Source organism: Amycolatopsis sp. cmx-4-61, from assembly GCF_046548775.1.
Classification (GTDB): domain Bacteria; phylum Actinomycetota; class Actinomycetes; order Mycobacteriales; family Pseudonocardiaceae; genus Amycolatopsis.
On record NZ_JAEBEI010000002.1, the window covers coordinates 358,881 to 380,069 of the forward strand.

The window sequence follows — 21,189 nt, forward strand, 5'->3', positions numbered from 1 at the left end:
ACCGGGCGCTGAAACCGGGCACCGGCGCCGGTCAGGCCGCCTCGGGGAAGTGGATGTCGGTGACGTGCACGTCCACGACCTCGACGTCCAGGCCAAGGTACTGCTCGACGGCGTCGATCACCGCGACGCGGATCCGCTCGCCCAGCGCCTTGACCGCGTGGCCGAACTCGACCACCACGGGGATGGTCACCCAGGCGACCTCGTCGGCCAGCTCGACGGTGATGCCGTCCTCGGCGACGCTGTGCACGCCTTCGGCCTGGGCCGCGATCCGCACGACGATCTTCTCGACCACCCCGTCGGCGATCGTGGTGCTGCCCCGGCTCCCCGCCGCGGGGCGGACCGCGGCGGCGGCCGGTTCGGCCGCCACGACCGGTGCGGCCTCGGCGACGACCGCCTCGGCTTCGGCGACAACCGACGCGGCAGCCGGCTCGGTCTCCGCGGCTTCGGCCGCAGGCTCGTTTTCTTCGGCGGCGTCGGTTTCCTCGACCGGTTCGTTCTCCGCCACCGGCTCGGTTTCGTCAGCGTCGCCGGCGTCCTCCGACTCGGAGCCGTCCTCGGCGACCGCCTCCTCGTCGGTCCCGGTGACGTCCTCGTCGCTCGTCTCGGCGGCTTCGTCCGTGTCGGCTTCGGGCTCGTCGTCGCCGTCGGATCCGGCCTGGTCGCTGTCGGCTGCTTCGCCTTCGGCGGTTTCGTCGGCAACATCCGCCTCCGCCGTGGCTTCCGCCTCGTCGGCGACGGGCGGCTCGGGGTTCTCGGGAGCGGGCTCGGCGGTGCCGTAGGTGTACCCGCCCGAACCGGGGGTTTCGTTGTCGGGGCGGCCGAAGATGCTGTTCATGACGTCGGACATGAGTTCCCTTTCCGGGGCGCGACGACTACCTGTGGGGACAGCAGACGGCGACATGCTAGGGGAGGGCCCGTGACGCGCGTCACGGGCCCCCGCCTTCGAGACTCGCTTGTGTCCCAACAGATATCCGGCCGATCACCGTCCGTCAGGCCGCGTTCGGCGGCCGGTGATCACGCGCGGGAAACCGCGTCCGGGAATTGTCGTCTTTCTGGTTCTTGACGATTTCAGCCGCCGTTCCGGAAAAGCCCGAGCGGAACGCTGGAACCGAGTGCCCGGTATCCCGCCGGGTTGAGGTGCAGGTGGTCGCCGACGTCGTAGGCCGGCAGCAGCCGGGACGGTGCCGCCGGGTCACGGGCCACCTTGTCGAAGTCCAGCAGTGCGTCGAAGTGGCCCGGCTGGCGGATCCACGCGTTCACCCGCTGCCGGGCCGCTTCCCGCGCGGGGTCGTCGTAGCCGGTGTTGCCGCCGAACGGCGTGATCGTCGCGCCGTACACGCGGATGTCCTGCGCGTGCGCGCGGACCAGGATCTGGTCGTAGGCGTCGATCAGCTGGTCCGCCACGTCCGCGGCGGCCGCCGGGGTGGCGGTGCCGATGTCGTTGACGCCCTCGAACACGATCGCCCACGAAACCCCGCTGGTGGCCAGCAGATCGCGGTCGAGGCGGGCCAGCACGTTCGGGCCGAGGCCGTCCTGCAGGACGCGGTTGCCGCCCGCGGCCTCGTTCACCACCGACACACCGTGCAGCCGCGCGGCCAGCACGTTCGGCCAGCGGTCGTTCCCGTTCGTCGTCGACCCGCGGCCGTCGGAGATGGAGTCGCCGATCACCGCCACCGCGGACGCCGGCGACAGCACCTCGATGCCGCTGAGGAAGTACCAGTGGTCCACCGGGGTGGCGCCCGGCAGCTCGAGGTCGGAAACGTGGTTGCCGGCCAGCAGGTACGACGTCGTGCGCGAACCGGGGTGCGAGGTGATCGACGTCGAGGCCTGGCCGTGCGCCAGGTAGGCCGTCACCGCGATGTTCTCGCGCGGCCGCACCGGGAAGGGCAGCGGGTCGGACACGACCTGCGCGCCCTGCGGGACCGTCGTCGACGCCTTGCCGTGGAACGTCACCGGGACGACGCTGCCCGGGACGACACCGGAAACCCCGGCCGCGCCGGACACCGGGCGCGCCACCGACACCGCGGTCAGCGGGAGCGGGGCCCCGCCGAAGGCGTTGGAGAACCGCAGCCGGATCCGCGGGCCGCCGACGGTCACCTGCGCCGTCTCGCGCAGGGACGCGTCGTCGAGCACCCGGTCGGTGCCGGTGAACGGGGCCGGCGGCAGGTTGCCCGGCTCGGTCAGCTGCGGCATCGACGTCCACGTCGCCACCCAGTGCGCAGGCGCGGGACGGGCGGACGCGCCCACGAAGAGCACGGCCAGCACGGCCAGGACGGAGAGGACCAAAGGACGTCTCACAACGAGAACTCCGGGGTCAGGACCCGGTCGGCGCCGACGACGCGGCGCGGCCCGGTCAGCGTGCAGTGCAGGGTCGTGACGATCTGCTCGCTCGAGGTGCCCACCCGCAGCTCGACGTCACCGGGGTCGACCTGCCGCCGTCCCGCCCGCCCGGTGTAGGACGTCAGGTCCGCGTGCAGGCCGATCTCCAGGACGCAGGTCTGGCCCGGGGGCAGGGACACCCGGCGGGCGGCGATGAGCTGGCGCTCCGGCCGCGCGACCTCGGCCACCGGGTCGTGCAGGTAGACCTGGACGACTTCGGACGCTTCGCGCCGGTTGTCGTTGCGCAGGGTCACCCGGACCCGGCAGACGCCGTCGGTCGGCCAGAGCGAACCGGTCGCGCTGACGTCCAGCCAGGTGGCCGGTGCGTAGGACAGCCCGTGCCCGAACGGGAAGAGCGGCGAGGGGTCCACAGTGGACACCTCACTGCGCCGGCCGAGCGGCGCGGCCAGGTACGTCGAGGGCTGGCCCGCCCCGGCGCCCGGGAAGCTCACCGGGAGGCGGCCGGCCGGGTTGACGCGCCCGCCGAGGACGTCGGCCAGCGCGCCGGCGCCCTCCTCGCCGGGGTAGAACCCGCAGACGACCGCGGCCAGCCGCGGGAGCTGCCGGGACAGCTCGTACGGCCGTCCCGAGAGCAGGACGAGCACCACCGGCTTGCCGGTGTCCAGCAGCGCGTCGAGCAGTTCCTCCTGGCGGCCCGGCAGCCGCAGGTCGGCCGCGTCGCAGCCTTCGCCGGAGGTCCCCCCGCCGAAGAGCCCGGCCCGGTCGCCCAGGACGGCCACGCACACCGACGCGTCCGCGCAGGCCGCGACGGCTTCGGCGATCCCTTCGTCGTCGCCGCCCGTGACCGGGCAGCCCAGCGCGTAGGTGACGTCGTCGTAGGAGGAACGCAGCGCTTCGAGCAGGGTCGGCACCGAAACGCCGAAGGGCACGTCGGGGTGGTGCACGCCGACGTGCAGCGGGAACGAGTAGCAGCCGAGCATCGCGCCGGGTGTGTCCGCGCGCGGGCCCACCACGGCGAGGCGGGTGCCGGGGGAGAGGGGGAGCGTGCCGTCGTTGTGCAGCAGCACGATGGAGCGCTCGGCCACTTCGCGGGCCAGCGCCCGCGACTCGGCGTCGTCGAGGTCGATCTCGTCGGGGACCTCGGGGGCCCAGTCGGCGTCGAGCAGGCCCAGCTCGCACTTCTGGCGCAGCACGCGTTCGAGGGCGCGGTCGACGGCGGCGACATCGACCGCGCCCTCTTCCACCGCGGCGAGCAGTGGCTCGCCGTAGCAGTCCATCGTCGGCAGCTCCACGTCGATGCCCGCGGTGAGCGCCTGGCCCGCCGCATCGGCGCGGTCGGCCGCGACACCGTGCAGCCGGTGCAGGAACGCCACGGAGAAGTAGTCGGCGACGACCGTGCCGTCGAACCCGTAGGTGTCCCGCAGGAGGCCCGTCAGCAGGGCCGCGTCGGCGGCGGACGGGAGGCCGTCGGTGTCGGTGTAGGCGTTCATCACCGACCGGGCGCCGGCGCGCAGCGCCTGTTCGAACGGCGGCAGCAGGACGTCGGCGATTTCGCGCGGGCCGGCCGAAACCGGCGCAAGGTTGCGCCCGGCGCGCGAGGCGGAGTACCCGACGAAGTGCTTGAGCGTGGCGACCACGCCGGCCGATTCGAGCCCGGCGACGTACGCGCTGCCGATCGTCCCGACCAGGTAGGGATCTTCGCCGATGGTCTCCTCGACCCGCCCCCAGCGCAGGTCGCGGGCCACGTCGAGGACCGGGGCGAGGCCCTGGTGCACGCCGAGCCCGCGCATGGTCCGCCCGATCTTCGCCGCCATCCGGCGCACCAGGTCCGGGTCGAAGGTGGCGCCCCACGACAGCGGGGCCGGGTAGATCGTCGCCTGCCACGCGGCCAGCCCGGTGAGGCATTCCTCGTGCACCACCGCGGGAATCCCGAACCGGCCGCTGGTGACGATCTGCCGCTGGGTGCGCGCGAGGCTGTGCGCCCCGATCACCGGGTCGACCGGCCGGGTGCCGAACGCGCGGGTCAGCTGCCCGATGCCGTGGCGGACCAGGTCGTCGAAGTCGACCGCCGCGTCGACGAACTCGTGCTGGTGCGGCGCCATTTCGCCGCCCGAGTCGATGCCGACCCAGACCCCGTAGAGCTGGGCGCACTTCTCGCGCAGGGTCATCCGGGCCATCAGGGCGCGGACGCGTTCGCCCGGGTCGGCCGCGGGGTCGCGCCACGGCTCTCCGGCCGTGGTGGGCTGCGTGGTCAAGGCTTTCCGCCCTTCGTCTGGGGAGGAGTGGGGAAGAGGAGACGGTTCAGGGGAGTGCGCGGGTGGAGTGCCGCACGACCAGGCCGGTGTCGAGCGTGACGTGGGTCCGCTCGACGTCGTCGCCGTTGATCAGCGCGATCAGCATGCGGATGGCCCGGTGGCCCATCTCGCGGATCGGCTGGTCCACAGTGGTCAGCGGCGGGCTGCAGAGCGCCGACTCGGGCACGTTGTCGAAGCCCACCACGGAAAGGTCGTCGGGCACGGCCAGCCCGAGTTCGCGGGCGGCGCCCACGGTCGCGATGGCCGAGATGTCGTTCGCGGCGAACACCGCGGTCGGCCGGTCCGGGCCGGTCAGCAGCGCGTGCGCCGAGGCCGCGGAGACCGCCGGGTCGTAGGCACCGACCCGGATCAGGTCGTCGTCGGGCGTGATGCCCGCCGCCGTCAACGCCCGCAGGTACCCCGTTTTCCGCAGCTCGGCCGACTGCAGGTCGGGCCGGCCGGCGAGGAAACCGATCCGCCGGTGCCCCAGCTCCAGCAGGTGCTCGGTGGCCAGCTGCGCGCCGCGCAGGTTGTCCGAGTCGATCGTCGGCAGGTGCGACGGCCCGGTGTGCGGGTCGACGGCGACGACCGGCGTGCCCGGTACGACATCCAGGGAAACGGTGGGGGTGACCAGCACGGCGCCGTCGACGAGGGTGCCGCTCAGCCGGGACAGGTAGCGCTTTTCCCAGCCGACCGGGTCGCCGGTGCGCCCGCCCGCGGAGTAGACGACGAGTTCGAAACCGCTGCCGCGGATGGCGTCCGCGGCTCCCTTGAGCAGCTCGGTCGAGAACGGTTCGAGGTCGGCGACCAGGATGCCGATGACGTTCGTCCGGTGGTTTCTCAGGCTCTGCGCCACGAGGCTCGCTTCGTAACCGAGCTCTTCGATCACGGCGCGGACCCGCGCGAGCGTCGCGGCGGAGACGCCGTAGCGCTCGTTGATCACCTTCGAAACCGTGGCCACCGAGACGCCGGCCCGGGCGGCGACGTCACGGATGGTCACCCTGGAACTGGGCTGCATCGGCTCAGACTAACCATAGAAAACGTTATCGACAACGATTGACACGGCATTTGTCCGGGAGCAGACTCTTCGCCAACCCGGGCGCGGAAGCCGCCCCGTCCAACTCGGCCGAAGTCGTCAGGAGTGGACCCACGATGTTTGTGAAACGCCGCATTCCCGTTCTCGCCGCCCTGGCGGCCGTCGTCCCGCTCGCGCTCGCCGCGTGCAGCGGGGGGAGCGGGGGGAGCGAAACCCCCGCGCAGCCGAGCGGTCCGGTCACCTTGACCTGGTGGCACAACGGCACCACCGATCCGATCAAGTCGATCTGGGAGAAGGTCGTCACCGACTACCACCAGGCGCACCCCGACGTCACCATCAAGGCGCAGCCGCTGCAGAACGAGGACTTCAACACCAAGGTGCCCCTCGCCCTGCAGTCGGCGACGCCGCCGGACGTCTACCAGTCCTGGGGAGCGGGCGACCTGGCCTCGCAGATCACCTCCGGCAAGGTCGCCGACATCACCGGCGACACGAAGTCGTGGATCGAACAGGCCACCGGCAACTTCGGCGAGAAGTGGCAGGTCGACGGCAAGCAGTACGGCGTGCCGTTCGCGCAGCACTTCGTCGGCTTCTGGTACCGCAAGGACCTGTTCCAGCAGGCGGGGATCACCACCCCGCCGAAGACCATGGACGAGCTGAACGCCGCCGTCACGCAGCTGAAGGCCAAGGGCATCGCGCCGATCTCGGTCGGCGGCAAGGACCGCTGGCCGGATGCCTTCTACTTCAACTACTTCGCCGTCCGGGAATGCTCGGCCGACGTGCTCAAGCAGTCGGTGAAGGCGGTCAAGCTCGAGGACCCGTGCTGGACGAAGGCCGGGCAGGACCTGAAGAACTTCCTGGCCACGCAACCCTTCCAGACCGGGTTCGCGGGCACGCCCGCCCAGCAGGGCGCGGGCAGCTCGGCCGGCCTCGTCGCCAACGGGAAGGCCGCGATGGAGCTGCAGGGCGACTGGGAGCCCGGCACGATGTCGTCGCTGACCGAAGACAAGGACCTGGACTCGAAGATCGGCTGGTTCCCCTTCCCGTCCGTGGCGGGTGGCCAGGGCGACCCGGCGGCCGCGCTCGGCGGCGGTGACGGCTTCGCCTGCACGACCCGCGCGGCGAAGGCCTGCACGACGTTCCTGCAGTACCTGGTCAGCGAGCCGGTGCAGACGCAGCTCGCCGAGAAGGGAACCGGCCTGCCCGTGAACGTCGCGGCCGCGAAGTCGCTGAAGACCGACACGCTCCGGCAGGTCAACGACTACGGCACGAAGGCGCCGTACGTGCAGATGTACTTCGACCGGGCGTTCCCGACGGCGGTCGGCGCCGCCCTGAACGACGCGGTGGCCAACATGTTCGCCGGCCAGGGCACCCCCGAAGGCATCGTGACCGCCGTCAACCAGGCTGCGACGGGCAACAAGTGACCACGGCGACGACTCCGGTGCGGACGGCCGCACGGCCGTCCGCACCGGCGGCCGGTGTCCGGGCGAAACGCCCCGGGCTGGGCAAGAAGCTGGAGCTGGCGCTGCTGCTCGGGCCCGCCTTGCTGCTGTTCGGCGGCTTCGTGCTGGTACCGATCGGGATCGCCGCGTTCTACAGCGTCTTCAAGTGGAACGGCTTCGGCCCGCTCGACGACTTCGTCGGCTTCGACAACTACGCCGACGCCTTCGGCGGCACCGTGTTCCAGGGCGCGATCGTGCACAACCTGATCATCGCCGGGCTGTCGATCGTGGTGCAGCTGCCGCTGTCGATCGGGCTGGCGATGCTGCTCAACCGCAAGCTGCGGGGCCGCGCGGTGCTGCGCGCCTTCGTCTTCGCGCCGTACGTGCTGTCCGAGGCGATCACCGCGGTGATCTGGGCGCTCATGCTGCAGCCGAACGGGTTCGCCGACCAGGCGCTCAAGAGCGCCGGGCTCGGCGGCCTGATCCACCAGTGGCTGGCCGACCCCGGCATCGTGCTCTACACGCTCTTCGTGGTCGTCACCTGGAAGTTCATCGGCTTCGGCATCATCCTGCTGCTCGCGGGCCTGCAGGGGGTGCCGGCCGAGCTGAGGGAAGCCGCGGCGCTGGACGGCGCGTCCGCGTGGCAGACCACCCGCCACGTGGTGCTGCCGCTGCTGGGCCCGACCATCCGGATCTGGATCTTCCTGTCGGTGATCGGCTCGCTGCAGCTGTTCGACGTCGTCTGGATCATGACTCTCGGCGGCCCGGCGAACGCGTCGACGACGATGGCGACCTACCTGATCGACCACGGCTTCAAGCGCTACGAGTTCGGGTTCGGCTCCGCGGTGGCGGTGATCCTCTTCGTCTTCTGCTTCGTGTTCGCGCTGCTGTACCAGCGGTTCGCACTCCGCCGCGACACGCAGGGCGCCCTGACCAGGATGGTGGGCTGATGCGCTCCCGCAGGTTCGGTCTGTCGATGGGGTACCTGGCGGCGATCGTCGTCATCGGCGTGACGCTCGTGCCGCTGCTGTTCGTCGTGCTCGGCGGGTTCCGCACCAACGCGCAGATCAACACCGACCCGGCCGGGCTGCCCGGCCCGTGGGTGACGGACAACTACGCGTCGGTCCTCGGCTCGAGCGCGTTCTGGACGTTCCTCGGCAACAGCGCGCTGATCGCCGTGATCGCGACCGCGGTCGCCGTCGGCCTGGGCTCGATGGCGGGCTACGCCCTTTCGCGGTACCAGTTCAAGGGCCGGGAAGGGCTGTACACGCTGTTCACGCTCGGCCTGCTGTTCCCCCTCACCGTGGCGACGCTGCCGCTGTACCTGTGGCTGCGGCAGCTGGGCATGCTGGAGAGCTTCTGGGGTGTCGCGATCCCGGAAGCGGCGTTCTCGCTGCCGGTGACGATCGTGATCCTGCGCCCGTTCATGCACGCCATCCCGGGGGAGATCGAAGACGCCGCCGTCCTCGACGGCGCCACCCGGCTCGGCTTCTTCTGGCGGATCCTGCTGCCGCTGTCGACCCCGGCGCTCACCACGGTCGCCGTGCTCGCCTTCGTCACCAGCTGGAACGCCTACCTGCTGCCGCTGCTGGTGTTCAACGACTCCGGGCACTTCACGCTCCCGCTCGGCGTCGCCATGTTCCAGTCCCAGTTCTCGCAGGACACCGCCCGGGTGCTCGCGTTCACCGCGCTGTCGATGATCCCCGCACTCGGTTTCTTCGTGCTCGCCGAACGGCGGATCGTCGGCGGGCTGACCGGATCCGTGAAGGGCTGACTCAGGAGGTCTGCCGTGCCGTCCGAGGTCCACCGTCGTGCGTTCCTGCAGTTGCTCGCGCTGGCCGGGGCCGGGTCGGCGGCCTCCCCGGGCCTGGCCGAGGCCGGGACCGGGTTCCCGCTGGTGTCGCGGGGGAAGGCCGCGACGATCGTGGTCGGTTCGGGTGACCTCCCCGGCGTGCGACGGGTCGTCGGCGACCTGGCCGCGGACGTCGAACGCGTCACCGGGGTGCGGCCGGCGGTCGTGTTCGACGCCGTCCCGGCGCGGGGTCCGGTCGTCGTGGTCGGCACCCTGGGCCACAGCCCGCTGGTCGACGGGCTGGTCGCGGCCGGGAAGCTCGACGTCACCGGCATTGCCGGGAAGTGGGAGACGTCGCTGAGCCAGGTCGTCGACGGCCGGCTCGTGCTCACCGGCAGCGATCAGCGCGGGGTGATCTACGGCGTCTACGAGATCTCCCGCCGCATCGGCGTTTCGCCGTGGTACTGGTGGGCCGACGTCCCGCCGCGGCGGCAGCCGGAGCTGCACCTGCCGCGCGAGCGGTTCAGCCTGGGCACGCCGCACGTGAAGTACCGCGGCTTCTTCATCAACGACGAGAACCCGGCGCTCGGCACGTGGGCCCCGGCCTACTTCGGGCCGGGCCAAGCTCCCGGGTACCCCAACGGCTTCAACCACCTGTTCTTCGCGAAGGTCTTCGAGACCATGCTCCGGCTGCGCGCCAACTACCTGTGGCCGGCGGTGTGGGGGCGGGCGTTCGCCGAGGACGACCCGCTCAACCACGCCACGGCCAAGGAGTACGGCATCGTCATGGGCACCTCGCACGAGGCGCCGATGATGCGCGGCATCGAGGAGTGGAACCGGCACGCGGTGGCCGCGGTCCGCGACGCGGCCGGGAACATCACGACCCCGGGCCACGACCCGTACGGCGGCACGGGGGAGTGGAGCTTCCGCCGCAACGGCGAAGCGATCAAGGCCTACTGGACCGACGGCATCCGCCGGATGGTCCGGGAGGACTTCGAAGGCGTCGTCACGCTCGGCATGCGCGGCAACGGGGACGTCGGCCTGCCCGACGGCGACGGCATCGAGCTGATGCGCGAGATCATCGCCACCGAACGGGAGATCCTCGCCCGCGAGACCGGCCGGGACCTCACCACGGTGCCGCAGGTCTGGACGCTGTACAAGGAAGTCCAGCGGTACTGGGCCCAGGGCCTGCGCCCGCCGGACGACGTCATCGTCGTGTTCACCGACGACAACTGGGGCAACATCCGCAAGCTGCCGGACCTGTCCCTGCCGCCGCACCCGGGCGGGTACGGGCTCTACTACCACTTCGACTACGTCGGCGGCGGCCGCAACTACAAGTGGGTCGACACCGCGCTGCTCGCGAACACGTGGGAGCAGCTGCACCAGGCGTCCGCCTACGGCAACGACCGCCTCTGGGTGGCGAACGTCGGGGACATGAAGGGCAACGAGCTGCCCCTGCAGTTCTTCCTCGACTACGCCTGGGATCCCGCGGCCCTGCCGGTCGAGCGGCTGTCCACTTGGGAGCGTCAGTTCGCGTCGGAGAACTTCGGGGCGGCACCGGCGACGGAGATCGCCGGGGTGCTGCACGACTACGGCCGGCTGCAGTCGCGCCGCAAGCCGGAGCTGCTCAACCGGCGGATCACGGTCGACTCCGCCGGGACCATCACCTACGACGACCGGATGACGCCGTTCAGCCTGGTCAACTACCGCGAGCTGGACCGGGTCACCGACGAGTGGCGCGACCTCGCGGCCCGGGCGGCGAAGATCGGCGCGCGGCTGCCGCGGGCCTTCCAGGACGCCTACTACGAGCTGGTGGGGTACGAGGTCCAGGCCACGGCCAACCTCTACGCGCTGCGGCGCGCCGAGTTCACGAACCTGCTGTACGCGGCGCAGGGCCGCGCGTCGGCGAACGCGCTGGCCGCCGGCACGGAAGCCCGCTTCGCCGACGACCTCGCGCTGGCGGAGAAGTACAACACCGGCATCGCCGGCGGCAAGTGGAAGGGCTTCCAGACCCAGCCGCACATCGACTACGGCGACGTCGCCCGCTACGGCCCGAACGCGCCCTGGCAGCAGCCGGAGCTGAACAACGTGGCCCTGCCGGACGTCGTCTTCCCGGCGGTGAACCGCCTCGACCTGCCCGCGGCGGCGTCACTGGGGGTCGCCGTCGACGGCTCGGAAGAGGCGTGGCCCGGTGCCGCGAGCCGCCCGGTGCTGCCGGAGTTCAGCCCGTACCAGAGCGCGCCACCGCAGTACATCGACGTCTTCAACCGCGGCCGGACGCCGTTCCGCTGCACTGTGTCCGCCGGTGTGCCGTGGGTGCTGGCCGAGCCGCGGGGTGGCCGCGTGGAGGAGGAGCTGCGCATGACCGTGCGGATCGACTGGGCCCGGGCGCCGAAGGGCACGACGACCGTGCCGATCACGGTGTCGGGCGCGGGGAGCTCGGTCGTGGTGGACGCCGTCGTGCGCAATCCGGCCGGGCCGGTCCGCGGGTTCGTCGAAGCCGGCGGGTACGTCTCGATGGAGGCCGAGCACTGCACGGCCAACGTCGGCGCGCCCGCGGTGTCGTGGCGGCGCATCCCGGACCTCGGCCGGACGGGGGCGGGCATGACGCCGTTCCCGGTGACGGCGGCGAGCCGGCCGCCGGGGGCGGGACCGCGGCTGGAGTACCGGATGACGCTGTTCACGACCGGCCCGGTGACGGTGTGGGCGTACTTGTCCCCGCGCAGCAACGTGTTGGCGGGCGACGGGCTGCGGTACGCGGTCTCGTTCGACGACGCCGAACCGCAGGTTGTGAACATCACGAAGGCCACCGGCGCGGACGACACGGCCATGAACCGCCAGTGGGAACGGACCACTTCGGACAACGTGAACCTGACGTCGACGCGGCACGAGATCGGGGCGGCGGGCCCGCACGTGCTCAAGTTCTGGATGGTCGACCCGGCGGTGATCGTGCAGAAACTGGTGGTCGACACCGGTGGGCTGCGGGCGAGCTACCTGGGCCCGCCGGAGAGCGTGCGGTGGCCGTGGTGAGCGAGTTCCCTCGGGCCGCCGGAATCCGTGCGGCGAAGAGGGGCGAAGAGAGGCCACACCGGCCGGAACGGCTGCCGAGCGCCTGGCCGCCGGGGGCGCCCCCCGTTTTCCACGCTACCGGTGGGCACCGACGATCCCGGGGGCCGGAAGCCGCTGACCGACCGCCGGCGCCGCGCCCGCCGGCCGTGGGTCAGCCCCGATCCGTCCTAACTCGCGCCGCCGGTCAGGACCCGGTAGCCCCGGTGCGCCGGCGCCGCGGTGCTGTGGCGGACCACCAGGCTGGTGGCCAGCTCGAGGCGGTGGCTCTCCGGGTCGACCCCGCGGGCCAGCGAAATCGCCAGCCGGGCGCCGGCCGCCGCCATCTCCTGGAGGGGCTGGCGGACCGTCGTCAGCTCGGGGGTCAGCCAGCGGGCGATCGGCAGGTCGTCGAAGCCCACCACGGAAAGGTCGTCCGGGATGCGCAGCCCCGCGTCGCGGGCCGCCTCGTACACGCCGAGTGCCTGAAGGTCGCTGCCGGCGAAGACCGCCGTCGGCCGGTCGGGGAGGGTGAGCAGTGAAGCCAGTTCGCGGTAGCCGGCCCGGACGTGGAAGTCGCCGCGGCGCACCAGCGCCGGGTCGAACGCCAGCCCGGCCGTCTCCAGCGCCGTGCGGTACCCGTCGATCCGGGCCCGGCTGCACAGCACGCCCTCCGGCCCGCCGATCATCGCGATCCGGCGGTGGCCCAGCTCGATCAGGTGCCGGGTGGCCGTCAGCCCGCCCTGCCAGTTCGTGGCCCCGATCGAGGGCGTCTCCGGGCCGGGCGCGCCGGCCGGGTCGACGACGACGAGCGGGATGTCGCGGGCCCGCAGCTTCGCCAGCTGACCGCCGGTGAAGTCGGAGCACACCGAGACGATGCCGACCGGGCGCCGGGCCAGCACGCTCTCCAGCCAGCTCTGCCCGGGGGTGTGCCGGCCCGAAGATTCCGCCAGCACCACCGCCATTCCGTTTTCGCGGGCGACGCACTCCACCCCGCGGATGATTTCCAGCGCCCAGGTGCTTTCGAGTTCGTGGAACATCAGTTCCAGCAGACGGGAACGGCGGGAACGTTCGTCGGCCCGGCGCCGGTACCCGTATTTCCCGATGACCGCCTCGACACGCGCGCGCGTGCTTTCGGCGACGTCGGGACGGCCGTTCAGCACTTTCGAAACTGTCGGGACGGAGACACCGGTCTCGGCGGCGATCCGGGCGATGGTCACCCGGGACTCGGACGGCTCGAGCTCGTCAGACTTCGTTGTCATGACGGAGATTCTAGGTCATCGAAACCTGATTTGAAACGGTTGGAAAGTTTCGGAGCAGCGTCAGCACGATTGTCCAGCGGAGGATGAAGATGTCAGTGAGAATTCCTAAGAAACGCGTCCTGATGGCGGTTGCGGCCCTCATGGGTATTGCCGCTTGGCAGGCGCCGGCCGCTTCGGCGTCGGTGCCGCTGCAATACACCACGAACCGTTACGTCGGCAGTGCGGTGGCGGCGGCCTACCTCGCGTCGGAAACCGATTACCGAGCGGTGCTCACGCGGGAATTCGACAACGTGACGCCGGAGAACGAGATGAAGTGGGGCACGATCGAGGCAGTGCGGGGCCAGTACGACTGGTCGGGTGCGGATGCCATCGTCGACTACGCCCGCAAGCACCACAAGACCGTGCGCGGCCACACGCTGGTCTGGCACTCCCAGCTCCCGGACTGGGTCGCCGCGCTGCCCGCCGACGAGCTCCGCCGCGTCCTGCACGACCACATCACCACGGAAGTCAAGCGGTACAAGGGGAAGATCCGCGCCTGGGACGTCGTCAACGAGATCTTCAACGAAGACGGCACCCGGCGGGACACGGTCTTCCGGCAGAAGCTCGGCGACGGCTTCGTCGCCGACGTCTTCCGCTGGGCGCACGCGGCGGACCCGGCGGCGAAGCTCTACATCAACGACTACAACATCGAAGGGATCAACCCGAAGAGCGACGCGGTCTACGACCTGGTGAAGACGCTGCGGCGGCAGGGTGTGCCGATCAGCGGCGTCGGCATCCAGGGACACCTGTCCATCCAGTACGGCTTCCCGGGGCAGTACCGCGAAAACCTGGCCCGCTTCGCGCGGATCGGTGTGGAGACGGCGGTCACCGAGGCCGACGTCCGGATCCCGCTGCCGGCGGACGCGGCCAAGCTCGCGACCCAGGCGAGCTACTTCGGGCAGCTGTGGGACGGCTGCCACGCGGTCCGCAAGTGCGTCGAGTTCACGACGTGGGGCTTCACGGACCGGCACTCGTGGGTTCCGGACGTCTTCCCGGGCGAAGGCGCGGCCTGCCTCTTCGACGAGAACCTGCGTCCGAAGCCGGCGTACTTCGCCCTCAACCCCTGATCCGATAGTGCCGATCCGATGATGCCGTGAAGGGCAGTCAGGTGCCCTTCACGGCCGGACGGGACCGGGACGCAAGCCGCGTGCGGTCAGCGCGGCGAGGATGCGGGGCACCGCGTCGAGGGTGGCCGGGCGGCCTTCGTGCATCAGCACGACACCGCCCGGCTGCACTTCGCCGGCCGCGGCGACGATCTCGTCCGCGGTGCACCCCGCCCAGTCGCGCGTGTCGACGGTCCACAGGACCTCGGTGAGTTCGTGCGTCACCAGCGTCTTCTCGACCGCCGCGTCGGTGTCGCCGTAGGGCGGCCGGAACAGCGCCGGGCGGATCCCGGTCAGCCGGGTCAACAGGTCCTGCGTGCGCCGGACCTCCTGGTCCTGGACCGCCGCCGGGAGCGTGGTCAGGTGCGGGTGCGTCCACGTGTGGTTGCCGATCGCGTGCCCCGCCGCGGCGATCGCCCGCACGAGGTCCGGGTGCGCGGCGGCGTGCTCGCCCCACAGGAAGAAGGTCGCACGCGCGCCGCCGAGCGCGGCCAGCAGCGCGGGGGTCGTCTCGGGGTAGGGGCCGTCGTCGAAGGTGAGCGCGACCGTGTCCATCCGTCCAAGATCACCCGCCCGCGCCGCGGCGGGCAAGGACTTTCGGGCCGCTTTCGGGCCGCCGGCTAGCGGGCCAGCGCCGCCAGGCGCTTCGTCGTCGGCCAGCGGACGTTCCACGCCCAGCCCAGCTTCTCGAACACCCAGATCACCCGGGCGGAGACGTCGAGCTGGCCGCGCAGGACGCCGTGGCGGGCCGAGGTCGGGTCCGCGTGGTGGGTGTTGTGCCAGGACTCGCCCATCGACAGGATGGCCAGCGGCCAGAAGTTGGCCGAGCGGTCGCGGCTGGTGAACGGGCGCTCGCCGATCATGTGGCAGACCGAGTTCACCGACCACGTGACGTGGTGCTGGAACGAGATCCGCGCCAGGCCGGCCCACAGGAACGCGGTCAGCGCGCCCCACCACGAAAGGGTGATCAGGCCGCCCAGCAGCGGCGGGAGCAGCAGGCTCAGCACCACCCACAGGGGGAAGAGCCGGTCGACGACGCGCAGGTCGCGGTCGGCGGCCAGGTCCGGGGCGAACCGCTCGACGTTGGTCTTGTCGCGGCCGAAGAGCCAGCCCATGTGCGCGTGCCAGAACCCGCGGGCCAGCGCCACCGGCGACGTCCCGAAGAGCCAGGGCGAGTGCGGGTCGCCGTCGCGGTCGGAAAACGCGTGGTGGCGCCGGTGGTCGGCGACCCAGCCGATCACCGGGCCCTGGGCCGCGAGGCCGCCGGCGATGGCCAGGGCGATCCGCAGGGCCCGCTTCGCGCGGAAGGAACCGTGGGTGAAGTAGCGGTGGTAGCCGACGGTCACCCCGAGCGTCGACACCACGAAGAACGCCCCGCCGATCGCGAGGTCGACCCAGCTGATGCCCCAGCCCCAGAACACCGGGACGGCGACGGCCAGCGCGAGGAACGGGACCAGCAGGAACGTGCGGATGGTGATGAGCTCGGGGACGGTCTGCTTGCCCGAGAGCACGGGTTTCGGGGCAGGGCGGGCTGCCTTCACGGATGCGGTCATGCACTTCTCGATTCGAGGTCTACGCCGCGCCGACCGAGCCGGGCGCGGAAGGCCGGGGGCGGGAACACCCGGCGGGTGAGCGGTCTGGAGGTGGCCGGGCGGGTCGCCGCTCCTGCCGGCGATCGGCCTCGAGGCCACGGGCGGGAGTGTGGCCGGCCGGACGCCGGCGTACTGAGGTGCTCTCGCCGCTTCCCAGGTTACCGGATCGTTGTGAACCCGCAGTGTGAGCGCGCACGAGAAAGGCCCTCGCCCCTGGTCGGGGCGAGGGCCTCAGGCTGCCTCGTGGCTCAGATGACGCTGACGCGCTGGGCCTGCGGGCCCTTCTGGCCCTGGCCGATTTCGAACTCCACGCGCTGACCCTCGTCGAGCGACTTGAAGCCGCTGCCCTGGATCTCGGAGTAGTGGACGAACACGTCCGGACCCCCGCCGTCCTGCGCGATGAAGCCGAAGCCCTTTTCGCCGTTGAACCACTTGACACTGCCCTGAGCCATACCCATACCTACTCTTTGTTGTGAGCCTGGATGTCCCGTTCGGACACCCGGTCTCAAGACCATTATCCCATTACCGGCCCGGTGTTGCCACCCCCGGTGGTCAAACTCCCCAATCGGGGCGCAGCGGCATGCCCATCCCGCCCTCGCTGTCGGTGCGTACGCCCAGGATGTGGTGCAGTTCGATCTCGCGCCGCTCGAAGGCCAGCCGGCAGGCCGCGAGGTAGAGCGCCCACACCCGGCTGCGCCCGGCACCGGCCTCGGCGACGGCCTCGTCCCAGTGCTCGTCGAGGTTGGCGCACCACCCGGCCAGGGTCTTCGCGTAGTGCTCGCGGAAGTTCTCCGCGTGCCGCACCTCCAGGCCGGCGTCGTGCATGGCCGTCATCAGCTCGCCGGGGGCTTCGAGCTCGCCGTCGGGGAAGACGTACCGGTCGATGAACCCGCGCGAGCGGTGCGCGACGCTGGTGTCCGGGTTGGTGATGCAGTGGTTGAGCAGCCGTCCGTGCGCCTTGAGCTTGCCGGCCAGGAAGCGGAAGTAGCCGGGGACGTTGCGCGCGCCGATGTGCTCGGTCAGGCCGATCGACGAGATCGCGTCGAACCCGGTCTCGGTGACGTCCCGGTAGTCCTGGTGCCGGATCTCGGCGCGGTCGGCGATCCCCAGCGCGACGACGTTCTTCTGCGCCCACTGGGCCTGCTCGCGCGACAGCGTCACGCCGATGGCCTCGACGCCGTAGTGCCGGACCGCGTGCGCGACCATGCCGCCCCAGCCGCAGCCGACGTCGAGCAGCTTCATCCCGGGCTTGAGGCCGAGCTTCTTGCAGACGAGGTCGAACTTGTGCGCCTGCGCCTCCTCCAGCGTGGCGCTTTCGTGCGGGAACACCGCGCACGTGTAGGCCATCGACGGGCCGAGGACCAGCTCGTAGAACCGGTTGGACACGTCGTAGTGGCTGGCGATGGCCTCGCTGTCGCGCTCCTTGGAGTGCCGCAGCGCGGTCAGCCCGCGCCGGAACCGGCTCGGGTGCTCCTCGGCGGGCGGCTTGACCAGCCGCAGGTGGCGCGGGCCGAGGTTGCGCAGCAGCCACAGCCGGTCGGCCGGGGTGAGCTGGTCGACCTGCGTGGACAGCGCACGCAGCGCCGTGTAGAGGTCGCCTTCGACGTCCAGCGCGCCGGCGACGTACGCGCGGGCGAGGCCGAGGTCGCCGGGGGAGGACATCAGGTAGTCCAGCGCGAGCGGCGAGCGCACCTCGATGGCCACCGGCGCGTCGGCCGGGCCGCTGCGGCTGCCGTCGTAGGCGGTGATCGACACCTCGGCGCGCGGGCCGAGCAGCCGTTCGAAGACCGCGCCGACGGTGATGCTTTCCTGGGTCACGTTGGTTCCTTTCACCGGCGGCGGACGCATTTCTCGTAGAGGCCGAGCAGCCGTTCGCGCGGGTCGTAGGCGCGCTTGAGCTCCCGGTAGGCGTCGCCGTTGTAGAGCCGCCAGAACTCGTCCTCGGTGTAGAAGCTGTCCGAATAGAGCGATTTGTGCCCGCCGAGGCGGGTGACCTCGGCTTCGATCATCCGGTTGTGCACGCCGTCGCGCTCGCCGGGGTCGAGCGGCACGGCGGACCAGAACCCGAAGTTGACGTACAGCTCTTCGGGGTCCAGTTCGTAGAGCGGCCAGCGGACCCCGCCGGGCCGCTGGCGCAGGGGGCAGACCCAGACCGGGCTGATCGGGATCTCGCGTTCGAAGAACTCGAGGAACTCCGCGGCGCGGCCGATCGGGACCTCGATGTCCTGCACGATCGTCTCCTCCGGCGGCAGCCGCCGGAGCTTCAGCAGCCGCTCGGCGATCCGGAACCGGCGGTCGAGCGCGACGGCCTTCCAGTAGACCGACGACCGCAGGAACCGGCGGCCGAGCAGCAGCCGGGGCAGCCGGTGCTGGACGCCGAAGGCGCGCGAGCACCAGAACCAGTCGGTGTCCCAGCGCCAGAGGTAGTCCCGCACGGTGAGGTGGTCGGTCTCCCGCCGCCGGATCGAGCGGTAGTAGATGTCCAGCCAGGTGTAGTCGCTGGTCGCGGGCGCGGTGTCGGTGAACGTCCCGAGCGTCAGGTAGAGCTCGTCCGGGCCGAAGACCGTGCCGTCGACGAAGTCGACGTGCTCGCCCTCGTACTCGCTCTCCGCGCAGATCTCGGCCAGGGCCTCGAAGTACTTGCCGCGGTCGTGGTGGCGGACGTGGCGCAGCTTCACGAACGGCTTCACCGGCTCCAGGACGATCCGCAGCCGCAGTGCGTAGCCGAGGGTGCCGTAGGAGTTCGGGAAGCCGTGGAACAGGTCGCGGTGCTCGTTGTCCGGCGTGGCCACGACGATCCGGCCGTCCCCGGTGAGCACCTCCAGCTCCAGGACCGATTCGTGCGGCATGCCGTTGCGGAACGAGGAGGACTCGATGCCGAGGCCGGTCACCGCGCCGCCGAGGGTGATCGTCTTCAGCTGCGGCACGACCAGCGGCATCAGGCCGTGCGGCAGGGTGGCGTCGACGAGCTGCTCGTAGGTGACCATGCCCTCGACGTCGGCGGTGCGGGTGGCCGGGTCGACGCGCAGGACGTGGCTGAACCCGGAGACGTCCAGTCCGGGGTGTTTCGTCGCGGCGCGGGACCGGAAGAGGTTGGACGTCCGTTTCGCCAGCCGGATGGTGGTGGCGCCGCTGATGGCGGCGAGCTGCCGTCTCAGTGCGTCGACGCGGGCTTCGTGCGCGGGGAACGGCGGGGCTTCCGGCGCCCCGGCCTGATCGATGGTCACGAGCTCGATCCTGCCTCACGCCGACGGCGGGCGCACTGCGCCGGCAGGGCACGGTTTTCCGCGCTGTCCCGGGTGGTGGGATCGGTTCAGCCGACGCCGGTGGCCAGGATGACCTGATCACGTGTCGTTGGTCGGCGGAGGCGCGGACCGGGCACCACGAGGGCCGACCGGCCGACACTGGTGGCCCGGATGACCTGATCACGTGTTTCTGGTCATCGGAGGGCCCGGGCCTGGGCACCACGGCGGCCGGCCGACGACGCGGAGGGGCCCGGATGACCTGATCACGTGTCCCTGGTCATCGGAGGGCCCGGGCCTGGGCACCACGACGGCCGGCCGACGACGCGGAGGGGACTCGCATCCCGGGGCGCCGGCTCGATCGCGGCCGGCGCCGGGCCCCGGCGCCGTCACGGTGGGTCAGGCCACCGCGCGGAGCGGGGTGTGCTCTCCCAGGAGGCCTTCGGCGTCGGCGAGGAAGGCGTCGATCTCGCGCAGCCGGTCGGCCGTGCGCCGCTCGATCGCGGCCAGGCGGTCGGCGCGGCGGCGGGCGTCGTCGACTGTGCGGTACGCCTGGGCGCGGGCGTCGGCGATGCGCTGCTGTGCGGCCTCCTCCGCCTCCCGGACGATGGCCGCGGCCCGCTCGCGGGCGGTTGCGACGATCTCGTCGGCTTCGCCGTGCGCCAGTTCGAGCAGGTGCCGGACGCGGTCGCCGACGGCGGCCGGGTCGGCGGGCGTGCGGCACAGCCGGTCGGTGCGGGCGCTCAGCTCGGCGTGGTCGGCGCGGGCCCGTTCGAGCCGGCGCGCGAGGTGCTCGGCCTCGGCGACGGCCGCGTCGCGGTCGGCCGTCAGCAGGCGGATCTCGGCGAGGAGCTCGTCGATCCGCTCGTCGACCTGCTCGCGGTCGTAGCCGCGGAACGTCAGGGCGAAGCTTTCGGGCAGGGGCAGCGGCGCCGTCATCGGGCCACGGCCGGCCGGCGCAGCAGCGCGGCGAGGTCGGCGGCGTCCCCCGCGGTGCGGAGCCGCACCGGGTCGGGTCGGCCGACGGTGTGGTCGTCTTCGTGCAGGGCGGTGACGAACCGGGCGACCCGGCGTGGTGCGGGAGCGACAGCCGGCCCGCCGAGGTAGCGCAGGACGATCAGGTCCTCACCGGAGTGCGTCTCGATCGCCGCCGCCCAGCCGCGCTCTTCGTCCCACAGGAGGGCCACGTCCCGGTCGGGGTAGTGCGGCAGCCGAGTGTCCAGGGCGACGTACGCCGAGATCGGGCGGTCGTGGTCGAGGGTGCAGGACTCGAGGCCGATGCCGAGCTCGGCGGTGACGTCACGGAGGTACTCGAGCAGCGCGGGGACGGCGGGGTTCTGGTAACCGGTCGGGAGTTCGATCGATGCGGTCACGGGGATGGCTCACCTTTCTCTTCGGCTGCTTCGGTTCTAACATGTCATCGAAATGATGACAAGCAAGATGTCGCCGGATAGACGACACGGCAGTCCGCTGCGCCGGGGTTGAGCACCGCACCGGCGGGGTACCCGATCGAGTGATCGCGGAGGATCCCGCGGCGGACCGGGAAAGCGAGGCGGCGTTGAGCATTCTGATCGACTTCGAGCGCGACACGGAGTTCTCGTTCGAGCGGCGGTTGCGGAGCTACGTGGGGGCGGTGGCCCGGGCCGTGGGGGTGGGCCTCGAATCGTGCACGCTCGACACCGGCACCCCGGCGGCCGCCTACATCGCCCTCGACTGGCGCCTGTCCCGCTTTCCCGGCCACGACCTGGCCCTGGTCTGGGACGAAGTCCACGGCTGGGCGGCGGCGATCGAAGACGCGACCGGTGCGACGGTCCTGACCTACCGGGGCGGCGAGGTTTTCCCGGAGCCCCGCGCGGTGGTCCGCTTCCTGGCGGCGGTCCGCGCGGACGACCCGGACGCCGGCACGCTCGAGCCCCCGGTCCTGCGTGAAGCGGGCGACCACGAGCGGCTCCTCGCGCTGGTCCCGGAGGTGACCCCCGCCGGCCGCGGATGATGGCAGACTCGG

At 71.6% G+C, this 21,189-nt stretch carries 18 protein-coding genes; 6 read left to right on the forward strand and 12 right to left on the reverse strand.

Annotated features, from left to right (window positions below; translation table 11 throughout):
- Positions 1 to 31: 31 nt before the first annotated feature.
- The 4 genes from ACLJOU_RS10115 to ACLJOU_RS10130 form a co-directional block, all read right to left on the reverse strand.
- A complete protein-coding gene (locus ACLJOU_RS10115; protein ID WP_410565561.1) occupies positions 32 to 847 on the reverse strand; it encodes an Asp23/Gls24 family envelope stress response protein in 816 nt (271 codons plus the stop codon).
- 221 nt (positions 848 to 1,068) lie between these two features.
- Positions 1,069 to 2,298: an SGNH/GDSL hydrolase family protein gene (locus ACLJOU_RS10120; RefSeq protein WP_410565564.1), complete on the reverse strand. Its 1,230-nt coding sequence runs from the start codon at positions 2,296 to 2,298 to the stop codon at positions 1,069 to 1,071.
- Complete coding sequence (locus tag ACLJOU_RS10125; protein ID WP_410565567.1) at positions 2,295 to 4,595, reverse strand: beta-glucosidase family protein; 2,301 nt, start codon at positions 4,593 to 4,595, stop codon at positions 2,295 to 2,297. The genes ACLJOU_RS10120 and ACLJOU_RS10125 overlap by 4 nt, the downstream gene beginning before the upstream one ends.
- A gap of 46 nt (positions 4,596 to 4,641) precedes the next feature.
- The gene (locus ACLJOU_RS10130; protein ID WP_410565569.1) at positions 4,642 to 5,652 is read right to left on the reverse strand and encodes a LacI family DNA-binding transcriptional regulator; all 1,011 of its coding nucleotides are present in this window, start codon (positions 5,650 to 5,652) and stop codon (positions 4,642 to 4,644) included.
- 134 nt (positions 5,653 to 5,786) lie between these two features.
- Between ACLJOU_RS10130 and ACLJOU_RS10135 the strand changes: the two genes are divergently transcribed.
- Genes ACLJOU_RS10135 through ACLJOU_RS10150 form a run of 4 tightly spaced genes read left to right on the forward strand, consistent with a single transcriptional unit; the run spans position 5,787 to position 11,931 of the window.
- The gene (locus ACLJOU_RS10135) at positions 5,787 to 7,091 is read left to right on the forward strand and encodes an extracellular solute-binding protein (RefSeq protein ID WP_410565572.1); all 1,305 of its coding nucleotides are present in this window, start codon (positions 5,787 to 5,789) and stop codon (positions 7,089 to 7,091) included.
- On the forward strand, positions 7,088 to 8,059 hold the full coding sequence (locus tag ACLJOU_RS10140) for a carbohydrate ABC transporter permease (protein WP_410565575.1): 972 nt from the start codon (positions 7,088 to 7,090) through the stop codon (positions 8,057 to 8,059). The genes ACLJOU_RS10135 and ACLJOU_RS10140 overlap by 4 nt, the downstream gene beginning before the upstream one ends.
- Positions 8,059 to 8,883 (forward strand): carbohydrate ABC transporter permease, encoded by an 825-nt coding sequence (locus tag ACLJOU_RS10145; RefSeq protein WP_410565578.1) that lies wholly within the window; start codon positions 8,059 to 8,061, stop codon positions 8,881 to 8,883. The genes ACLJOU_RS10140 and ACLJOU_RS10145 overlap by 1 nt, the downstream gene beginning before the upstream one ends.
- Positions 8,884 to 8,898: 15 nt before the next feature.
- Entirely contained in the window at positions 8,899 to 11,931 is a 3,033-nt protein-coding gene (locus ACLJOU_RS10150; RefSeq protein WP_410565581.1) for a glycosyl hydrolase 115 family protein, read from the forward strand.
- Positions 11,932 to 12,137: 206 nt separating this feature from the next.
- On the opposite strand, the gene ACLJOU_RS10155 is transcribed toward ACLJOU_RS10150, so the two are convergent.
- Positions 12,138 to 13,208, reverse strand: coding sequence for a LacI family DNA-binding transcriptional regulator (locus ACLJOU_RS10155; protein WP_410565584.1), 1,071 nt, complete (start codon positions 13,206 to 13,208; stop codon positions 12,138 to 12,140).
- Between the two features lie 140 nt (positions 13,209 to 13,348).
- Between ACLJOU_RS10155 and ACLJOU_RS10160 the strand changes: the two genes are divergently transcribed.
- Positions 13,349 to 14,314 carry an endo-1,4-beta-xylanase gene (locus tag ACLJOU_RS10160; protein WP_410565586.1) on the forward strand — a complete coding sequence of 322 codons (966 nt, stop codon included), beginning with the start codon at positions 13,349 to 13,351 and terminating at the stop codon, positions 14,312 to 14,314.
- A 48-nt stretch (positions 14,315 to 14,362) separates the two neighbouring features.
- On the opposite strand, the gene ACLJOU_RS10165 is transcribed toward ACLJOU_RS10160, so the two are convergent.
- The 7 genes from ACLJOU_RS10165 to ACLJOU_RS10195 all read right to left on the reverse strand — a co-directional run bounded on the left by ACLJOU_RS10165 (position 14,363) and on the right by ACLJOU_RS10195 (position 20,557).
- A complete protein-coding gene (locus ACLJOU_RS10165) occupies positions 14,363 to 14,905 on the reverse strand; it encodes a polysaccharide deacetylase family protein (protein ID WP_410565589.1) in 543 nt (180 codons plus the stop codon).
- Positions 14,906 to 14,970: 65 nt separating this feature from the next.
- Complete coding sequence (locus ACLJOU_RS10170) at positions 14,971 to 15,903, reverse strand: acyl-CoA desaturase (protein ID WP_410565592.1); 933 nt, start codon at positions 15,901 to 15,903, stop codon at positions 14,971 to 14,973.
- A 287-nt stretch (positions 15,904 to 16,190) separates the two neighbouring features.
- Positions 16,191 to 16,394: a cold-shock protein gene (locus tag ACLJOU_RS10175; protein WP_004558414.1), complete on the reverse strand. Its 204-nt coding sequence runs from the start codon at positions 16,392 to 16,394 to the stop codon at positions 16,191 to 16,193.
- A gap of 100 nt (positions 16,395 to 16,494) precedes the next feature.
- Entirely contained in the window at positions 16,495 to 17,790 is a 1,296-nt protein-coding gene (locus tag ACLJOU_RS10180; protein ID WP_410565596.1) for a class I SAM-dependent methyltransferase, read from the reverse strand.
- The gene (locus ACLJOU_RS10185; RefSeq protein ID WP_410565599.1) at positions 17,772 to 19,169 is read right to left on the reverse strand and encodes an FAD-binding oxidoreductase; all 1,398 of its coding nucleotides are present in this window, start codon (positions 19,167 to 19,169) and stop codon (positions 17,772 to 17,774) included. The genes ACLJOU_RS10180 and ACLJOU_RS10185 overlap by 19 nt, the downstream gene beginning before the upstream one ends.
- A 414-nt stretch (positions 19,170 to 19,583) precedes the next feature.
- Complete coding sequence (locus tag ACLJOU_RS10190; RefSeq protein ID WP_410565602.1) at positions 19,584 to 20,123, reverse strand: DivIVA domain-containing protein; 540 nt, start codon at positions 20,121 to 20,123, stop codon at positions 19,584 to 19,586.
- Positions 20,120 to 20,557 carry a DUF6292 family protein gene (locus ACLJOU_RS10195; RefSeq protein ID WP_410565605.1) on the reverse strand — a complete coding sequence of 146 codons (438 nt, stop codon included), beginning with the start codon at positions 20,555 to 20,557 and terminating at the stop codon, positions 20,120 to 20,122. The genes ACLJOU_RS10190 and ACLJOU_RS10195 overlap by 4 nt, the downstream gene beginning before the upstream one ends.
- A 185-nt stretch (positions 20,558 to 20,742) precedes the next feature.
- On the opposite strand from ACLJOU_RS10195, the gene ACLJOU_RS10200 reads away from it, so the two are divergent.
- Complete coding sequence (locus ACLJOU_RS10200) at positions 20,743 to 21,177, forward strand: DUF6292 family protein (protein ID WP_410565608.1); 435 nt, start codon at positions 20,743 to 20,745, stop codon at positions 21,175 to 21,177.
- Positions 21,178 to 21,189 lie beyond the last annotated feature (12 nt).

Bases quoted from the DNA above. Each gene is read 5' to 3' on its own strand.
- ACLJOU_RS10145 (WP_410565578.1), top strand. From the start codon at position 8,059: ATGCGCTCCCGCAGGTTCGGTCTGTCGATGGGGTACCTGGCGGCGATC.
- ACLJOU_RS10160 (WP_410565586.1), top strand. From the start codon at position 13,349: ATGGGTATTGCCGCTTGGCAGGCGCCGGCCGCTTCGGCGTCGGTGCCG.
- ACLJOU_RS10155 (WP_410565584.1), bottom strand. From the start codon at position 13,208: ATGACAACGAAGTCTGACGAGCTCGAGCCGTCCGAGTCCCGGGTGACC.
- ACLJOU_RS10175 (WP_004558414.1), bottom strand. From the start codon at position 16,394: ATGGCTCAGGGCAGTGTCAAGTGGTTCAACGGCGAAAAGGGCTTCGGC.
- ACLJOU_RS10170 (WP_410565592.1), bottom strand. From the start codon at position 15,903: ATGACCGCATCCGTGAAGGCAGCCCGCCCTGCCCCGAAACCCGTGCTC.
- ACLJOU_RS10130 (WP_410565569.1), bottom strand. From the start codon at position 5,652: ATGCAGCCCAGTTCCAGGGTGACCATCCGTGACGTCGCCGCCCGGGCC.
- ACLJOU_RS10165 (WP_410565589.1), bottom strand. From the start codon at position 14,905: ATGGACACGGTCGCGCTCACCTTCGACGACGGCCCCTACCCCGAGACG.
- ACLJOU_RS10190 (WP_410565602.1), bottom strand. From the start codon at position 20,123: ATGACGGCGCCGCTGCCCCTGCCCGAAAGCTTCGCCCTGACGTTCCGC.
- ACLJOU_RS10115 (WP_410565561.1), bottom strand. From the start codon at position 847: ATGTCCGACGTCATGAACAGCATCTTCGGCCGCCCCGACAACGAAACC.
- ACLJOU_RS10180 (WP_410565596.1), bottom strand. From the start codon at position 17,790: ATGCGTCCGCCGCCGGTGAAAGGAACCAACGTGACCCAGGAAAGCATC.
- ACLJOU_RS10135 (WP_410565572.1), top strand. From the start codon at position 5,787: ATGTTTGTGAAACGCCGCATTCCCGTTCTCGCCGCCCTGGCGGCCGTC.